This is a genomic window from Streptomyces sp. NPDC111520 (genome assembly GCF_055635295.1).
Map to the genome: position 1 here is coordinate 39586 of NZ_JBVKBW010000036.1, position 7379 is coordinate 46964.

Annotated in this window: 4 protein-coding genes and 2 pseudogenes; all 6 read left to right on the forward strand. The window is 69.1% G+C overall.

What is annotated here, in order from left to right:
* Nucleotides 1-303: 303 nt before the first annotated feature.
* On the forward strand, nucleotides 304-975 hold the full coding sequence (locus ACZ7MY_RS41485) for an ABC transporter ATP-binding protein (protein WP_499611198.1): 672 nt from the start codon (nucleotides 304-306) through the stop codon (nucleotides 973-975).
* Nucleotides 975-3560: an ABC transporter permease gene (locus ACZ7MY_RS41490; RefSeq protein WP_499611201.1), complete on the forward strand. Its 2586-nt coding sequence runs from the start codon at nucleotides 975-977 to the stop codon at nucleotides 3558-3560. Before ACZ7MY_RS41485 ends, ACZ7MY_RS41490 begins: the two co-directional genes overlap by 1 nt.
* Nucleotides 3561-4105: 545 nt before the next feature.
* On the forward strand, nucleotides 4106-4558 hold the full coding sequence (locus ACZ7MY_RS41495) for a hypothetical protein (protein WP_499611203.1): 453 nt from the start codon (nucleotides 4106-4108) through the stop codon (nucleotides 4556-4558).
* A 111-nt stretch (nucleotides 4559-4669) separates the two neighbouring features.
* Nucleotides 4670-4780: pseudogene (locus ACZ7MY_RS41500) on the forward strand (IS5/IS1182 family transposase); the annotation flags it as partial.
* Between the two features lie 467 nt (nucleotides 4781-5247).
* The gene (locus ACZ7MY_RS41505) at nucleotides 5248-5757 is read left to right on the forward strand and encodes a DUF2690 domain-containing protein (protein ID WP_499611206.1); all 510 of its coding nucleotides are present in this window, start codon (nucleotides 5248-5250) and stop codon (nucleotides 5755-5757) included.
* 581 nt (nucleotides 5758-6338) lie between these two features.
* Nucleotides 6339-7270 (forward strand): annotated as a pseudogene (locus ACZ7MY_RS41510) (IS5 family transposase).
* Nucleotides 7271-7379: the final 109 nt, after the last annotated feature.

A 7379-nucleotide genomic window follows, 5' to 3' on the forward strand; every position in this document is an offset into this window, starting at 1 on the left:
ACCGACCACCGGCGACCGCAGGACGAACACCGACACAAGGAACGTCACCATGCACCACAGGCTTTTCCCAGACACCCCCCGCGCGTTCACGCCCCGGCAGGCCTGGGCGGTGTCCCCCCCGGACGGGGCGGGCGCCGTCAAGGTCACGCGCGGGCTGTGGTCGCTGGTGACCGCGGCGGGAACGCGCGGGCAGGCACGGTGAGTGCCCTGATCCGGGCCGCGGGCCCCGCTCCCGGACCGGCACCCGAGACCGCCGTCCATCTGGACAAGGTCACCCGGACCTACGGGCGAGGAGCCCGGGCCGTGCATGCCCTGCACGACGTCAGCGCGGCGTTCGCACGCGGGACGTTCACCGCGGTCATGGGTCCTTCGGGATCCGGCAAGAGCACCCTGCTGCACTGCGCCGCCGGGCTGGACCGGCCCACGGCGGGCACCGTGCGCTTGGGTACCGCAGACCTGGCCCGGATGAACGAGACCCAACTGGCCAGGCTGCGCCGCGAACGGGTGGGCTTCGTCTTCCAGGCGTTCAACCTGCTGCCGTCGCTGACCGTCGGGCAGAACATCACGCTGCCGCTGCGCCTGGCGGGGCGGCGCCCGGACCGCGCCTGGCTGACGGAGATCACCACGCGCGTGGGCCTTGTCGACCGTATGAAGCGCCGGCCCTCCGAACTGTCCGGCGGCCAGCAGCAGCGGGTCGCGATCGCGCGGGCCCTGGTGACCCGGCCCGACGTGATCTTCGCGGACGAGCCGACCGGTGCGCTGGACCCGGACACCGCACGCGACATCCTCGACCTGCTGCGGACGGTGGTGACCGACCTCGGGCAGACCGTGGTCATGGTGACGCACGACCCCCTCGCCGCCGCGCACACCGACGCCGCGCTCTTCCTATCCGGCGGGCGGATCGCCGGGCACCTGGCGGCGCCGAGCGCCGACGCGGTGACCCGGCACCTGTCCCTGCTGCGGAGCGCCGCCTGATGACGCTCATCGCACTGCGCACCCTGCGCACCCGCGCCGGGAGCTTCACCGGCACCTTCATCGCCCTGCTGCTGGCCGCAACGATCCTCGGCACCTGCGGCGTCCTGCTGGAGTCCGGGCTGCGCAGCACCCCACCCGCTGAACGCTACGCCGGGACGTCAGTCGTCGTCTCCGGCCGCGACCGCGCCGACATCACCGTCCACCCCGCCGGAGGCAAGGACCGTACCGCCTCCCAGCCGCTGACCGAACGCGTCCACGTGCCGGAGCGGCTGCGCGACCGGATCGCAGCCGTGCCCGGCGCGTCAGGCGTCGTGGCCGACATCGGCTTCCCCACCCGCATCACCCATAGCAGCGGCGGCGGCAAGGCGGCCGACCACGGCCCGTCCCCGCAGGGACACAACTGGTCCGGTGCCCTCCTGGCACCCTTCACCCTGACCGCCGGACACCCCCCACGCGACGCCCGCGACGTCGTCCTGGACCGGGACCTGGCCGGTCGCTACGGGGCCCGTACCGGGGACACCGTGACCCTGATGACCCGATCAGCTCCCGAGCAATACCGTGTCGCGGGCATCGTGGAACCAGGCCCGGGCGTCAATCTGGCCCGCCAGTCCGTGGTGTTCTTCACCGACACCGCAGCCCGGCAACTGGCCGGGCACCCCGGCACCGTGGACGCCTTCGGCATCCCCGCCACCCGGTCAGGACCGTCCGCCGGCGACTTGGCCGCCCGCATCGCCACCGCGCTGGACGACCCGTCGCTGTCAGTGCGCACCGGCGATGGGCGCAGCCGGGCGGAGTTCACCGACGTCGCCACGACCGGATCGACCCTGACCCTGCTGGCGGGTTCCTTCGCCGGCACGGTCTTCCTCGTCGCCGTCCTCGTCGCCGCGAGCACCCTCGGGGTGTCGGTACGGCACCGCAAACGCGAGGCGGCCCTCCTGCGCGCGGTCGGCGCCACCCCTGGCCAGGTACGGCGCATGATCGCCGCCGAGGCCACTGTCCTCGCACTGGCCGCCAGCATCCTTGGCTGGCCCCTGGCTCACGTGGTGACGCACTGGATTCGCAACCGCTTCGCGGGCCACGGCATCGTCCCGCCCGACTTCGAGCCGGTGACCGGCCCACTCCCCGCGGCCGGCGCACTGCTGATCACCGTGCTCACCGCCCTCGTGGCAGCCCTGTCCGCCTCCCGCCGCACCAGCCGTATCCGCCCGGCCCAGGCACTGGGCGAGGCCGCGGTCGAACGCCCCTCCCTCGGCCGGGGCCGCGCGATCACCGGAGCGGTGCTGCTGGCATGCTCGCTGGCCATCTTCGCCACCGGCCTCAGCCAGCGCGGCGACGTGGCCACGCTCGCCAACTTGGCCAACACCCTCGTCCTGCTGCTGGTCATCACTCTCGCCGTGCTCGGCCCGGCCGTCGCCCGCACGGCCATGCGACTGCTGGGCCCGCTGCTGCGCCTGTCACCGGCAACCGGCCACCTGGCGGCGGCCAACACCCGGGCCAATGCCGTCCGGCTGGCCGGGGTCATCACGCCACTGGTCCTGGCCGTGTCCTTCGCCTCCACCGTCGTGTTCGCCCAGACCACCGCGCTGGATGCCGCCACCCGGCAGACCCGCGCCGCCACCCTCGCCGACCACGTCCTTACCTCACCGCACGGTCTGCCGCCCGAACTCGCGCAGCGGGCGCGCCACATACCCTCGGTGAAGACCGCCACCGCCCTGGTACGGTCCAAAGCCGTCGCCAAGAGCAGACAGCTAGGCAGCGAGTCGGCGATCTCCCTGACCACCCAAGGCGTCACGCCGCAGGGCCTGCGCGACACCCTCGACCTGGACGTCCAGCAGGGCAGCACCGCACGCCTTCGGCCAGGGACCGTCGCCGTCAGCGCCACCACCGCCTCCTGGCTGGGTCTCGGTCTCGGCGACACCGCCGAACTGCGCCTGGGCGACGGCACACCCTTGAAAGCCAAGGTCATCGCCATCTACGGGCGCGGCCTGGGCTTCGCTGACCTCACCCTCGCCCACGAGCAGCTGCTCCCCCACACCACCGCGGCCATGGACGAAACCGTCCTGGTCCGCGGTACCCCCGACGTGCCCGGCACCCGCCTCGCGTCGGACCTGGCCACACTCGCCGGGCAGTACCCCGGCACCACCGTCCGAGACCGGCTCGCCCACCACGACCGGCTGAAGGAACAGCAGGCAACCGCGTGGGTGAACTACCTCCTGGCCGGCATGGTGATCATCTACACCGGCATCACCGTGGTGAACACACTCGCCATGAACACCGCCGTCCGCCGCCGCGAATTCGCCCTGCTACGGCTGGCAGGCAGCACCCCCGCACAGGTACGCCGCATGGTGCGCTGGGAAACCACAGCCGTCGTCCTCACCGGCGCCGGCCTGGGCACCGCAGCCGCCGCACTGCCACTGATCCTCGTCTCCTACGCCCTCACCGGGACACCCGCCCCGCACGTCCCCCCCCTCACCTACCTGGCCATCACCGGCACCACCGCGGTCCTCGCCTACACCGCAGCCCTCATCCCCACCCGCTTGAACCTGCACACACCACCCGTCACAGCCACCAAAACAAAGGAATGACAACCGGCCTGCCCTCAGGCGCGCCGCGACCAACTGCCCCGGTGCTGTGAGAAGGGCGGCCGCCCGGCTTGCCCGGACACAGCAGTCGATGGGAGCGGCCGCCCGAGAGCGTGGGGCCATCCCTGCCCTGGCCGGGGTGGGTGATGGACCGAGGAGCGGCCGCGGATGCGCGTGCCGGGGTGTGGAACGGCTCCCATTCGGTGCGCGCATGATCCGCGGCCTCATCAACGGCGGCGTAGGTCTGGCAGCGCTACATGTGCCACCGCGGCTGCTCCGCGTATGGAAAACCCCTCGGGTCACAGACGCCCAAGTGATCTGGGGTCCGCTGACCTGGGGCCGCCTGGACGATCAAACCTGTGACCTGCAGTCGGTCACCGGATCGACTCTTTCCGGCGGCCGGCTGCTCAGCTTTGAAATTTTTTCAATTCGCCTATTCGCGAGGGTATGCAGTGCATGACGACAGTCCATCCAGTGCCGGGATTCAACATCTAAACGAAGGAGGTCTTCTTCTTCCGGTAGGTGAGGCGCCGAGGGAAGACTATCGCGTGATCGGATCCATTACGTACGACAAGATCGCCGCTGTTATGCTCGCCAATTGCACAGGGGAGCTGGGAGATTACCGCAGTTACACTATGTTCGCCTCGTTGACGGGGGGAATCTGGCACGGCACCAACTCTCTATCCGGAGGTACGGCACCCCATCTCGCCGAATTCGACAGAGATTCCTTCAGTCGGGGTGGCGTTTTCGAAGATGGTCGACACGCGGACCAGGTGTCCACGGATTTCGGCATGCGCGTCGTGTGCTGTTCTGAATTTTGGTGCGACCAGGGAATCTCAGGGTTCACCTGGACATCTACCCTTGGCGTGGGATATGGCCGAACTTCCCCGTGGGGCGTTGCCCTTGTCATCTACCCTGTCGGCGAAAGGATTTCCGTTAAATTTTTCAATTCCGAGGGCGAGTTGACGGAAGAAAGACATCTGGAAGATGAAGGCTGCTAAACTTTGTCGAATCATTCCGGACGTCTGGGGGGCCGTACGCTAAAGCTTGCCCCGTAAACGATCTCCGTGCCTTCCGTGGCCAGTAGCCCCGTCAACAGCTGCGCCACTCGCATCCGTGCCTCGTCACTCCACACTGGCCTGTTCGGCAAGCTGGTGACTGTACTGCGTCGCGCGGGTGCGGACGCGGTGGGCAAGGGGCGGCCGTGGAGCCTCCCGCTGGACACCCTGACGGCTGACGGCGACGAATCGGGCGACATGCCTCCCGCGTCTGGCCGTGGAGATGGACGACCGTGAGGCCTTGACCCGCCTGCTGGATGCCGGCGCCGACCTTCTGATCTGCAGCTCCATACGGGTCGGTCAGTACGGTCATTTCGGTCGCGCTGTCGTCCTAAAGGGACGCTGCCGGTCATGGTCGCTTGCTGGGGTTGCTGTAGTTCGCTGCTGTGAGGATTGTGCGCTTGTTGGGGCAGTCAGCGGGTGGTGAGGATAGGCGGGCGTTTGCACGGGAAGATTCACCATCCGGCGTGGAGGATCTGGGGGTGGCCATGCAGGAGGAGAGCCGGGCTCCATCCACAGGCGAGGCAGAGCAACCAGCCCCGGCGGCCCAGGGGGCGGCCGGGGAAACCGACCAACGTTCCTGGGTTCGGTGCCACGGACCCGAGACCCTGGTCGGCTCTGTCATCGTGACCGTGGTCGGCGTCGTCGTGACGTTCGCTCTCACCGCGCTGTTACCCCCCGAGGACGGCGAATCCGCTCCCGAACAGCCCGGGAGATCCTCGTCGGCGGCTGCACCCAGCTGCACGGGGGCGGCGTGTGAGGGGTTGGACCCCGAGAAGACCGGCTGTGGTGCGGGCGCGCTGACACTGCGGGATGACTGGGTGAGCACGATGCACCTGGAGATCCGGTTCGGCCCGAAGTGCGATGCAGCGTGGGCCAAGCTGACCGGGGCGCAGCCGGGCGACACCGTGGCGATCAGTGCCTCGCCGACGCGCCGGCAAAGCGCGGAGGTGCGGTGGGGGCAGACCAAGTACACGCCGATGCTTCCCGTGAAGGGCGATTTCTCCGCTCAGGCGACCGCAGTGGCGGTGAAGGGTAACCCGGGGAAGAAAATCCCCTCAGGCTTCGAACTGCGTGTCTCCGCGGACCGCACACACCTGGCGTCCCTGCGGCCGTCCCCGGCATCGCCTGAGGGGACTTGACCGGCGGTGCCTCTCAGGCGCGCCCCAGTACATCGCGCACAGGGTGTCCCAGTCGGCGCCACACCCGTGCGGATTTGCGATAGTTGGCCAAAAGGCCTCGGGGCCGGAGGTACGCGTAGACCGGCACTCACGAGCCCGGGCCTGACCGCCGCGGCCCACCCTCCAACGCCCGCCCCGGACATCCCGGGCTCGCCAGGTGGCACAGGAGGTTCATGGCCGCCATCCCTGCCAGGCGGCGAGCGTTCGCGCCGCCGGCGGCGGCGTCCACGTCGCGACAGTCACGAAGGAGCTGTCGGTCCGGCGTTGGCGTCCCTCATCCACGTGCGAATGCCGCGTCCGGGCCACACCCAACCCCGGTCCGCCCGGGTCATAAGTCCGACGATGGAGCGGCCCCTGCGGGTCTCCACCGCAGCGAACGCACTTCGGGATAGCAACTGCTCGTCGGCGACAGGCAACGCGTCTCGCAACTGGGCCGCGTGACCGAGGCAGATCAAGGCGTGCTGTCGGTCCAGCGTCCGAACCTGCTAGGACTTGTCCTGTCGATCATGTGACTACTTGGTGTTCGGGTCGTTGATGTGGACATGGGGCGGGGCGATCTGAGTGACGCGGAGTGGGAACGGCTGCGGCCCTTCCTGCCGGTCAGCAATAGGCGTTGTGACCGGTGGAGGGATCACCGGCAGGTCATCGACGGGATTCTGCACCGGGTGCGGACGGGCGTGCAGTGGCGTGACCTGCCGGAACGGTTCGGGCCATGGAAAACCGTCTACGAACGGCACCGACTGTGGTCGGCCGACGGAACGTGGGAACGTCTGCTGCAGCAGGTCCAGGCTTCTGCCGATGCCGCGGGTGAGATCGACTGGGACATCTCGGTGGACTCCACCATCGTCCGCGCACATCAGCACGCGGCCGGCGCCCGCACCGATCCACCACCCGTTCCTGCCTCAAAGGGGGCCGAGCAGGCAGAACACCAGGACGAAACAGCGTGGCAGAGCCTGCACGCCCGCCTGGTGGAGGTGGTGCAGGAAGTGAGGGCCTGGGCCGCTCGCGGGGCGGGTTCACCAGCAAACTCCACCTGAGCGCCGACGGCCGATGCCGCCCGCTGTCCCTGATCGTCACACCGGGACAACGGGCGGACTGCACCCAGTTCAAGCAGGTGCTGGACGAGATCCGCGTCCCCAAGATCGGTCTGGGCAGACCCCGCAAGACGCCCGACAGCCTTGCGGCGGACAAGGCCTACAGCAACAGAATCATCCGCGCCTACCTGCGGCGCCGCGGCATCCGGCACACCATCCCGGAGAAGACCGACAGCCAGGCCGCCCGCCGACGCAAAGGCTCACACGGCGGACGACCACCTGGCTTCGACGAAGAGCGATACAAGAAGCGCAACACCATCGAACGGGCCATCAACCGGCTCAAGCAGCACCGGGCCGTGGCCACCCGCTACGACAAGCGCGGCTACGTCTACCTCGGCACCGCCACCGCAGCAGCCCTCCTCATCTGGCTCCGCACATGATCGCCCGGACAAGTCCTAGTACTGCAACGGTCTTTGTCGTGACGGGTGGGCAGGAGGCTCGTTGGAGTGGGCATGGGGTGGGATGTGGTGCCGGCTGATGCGAGCCGGT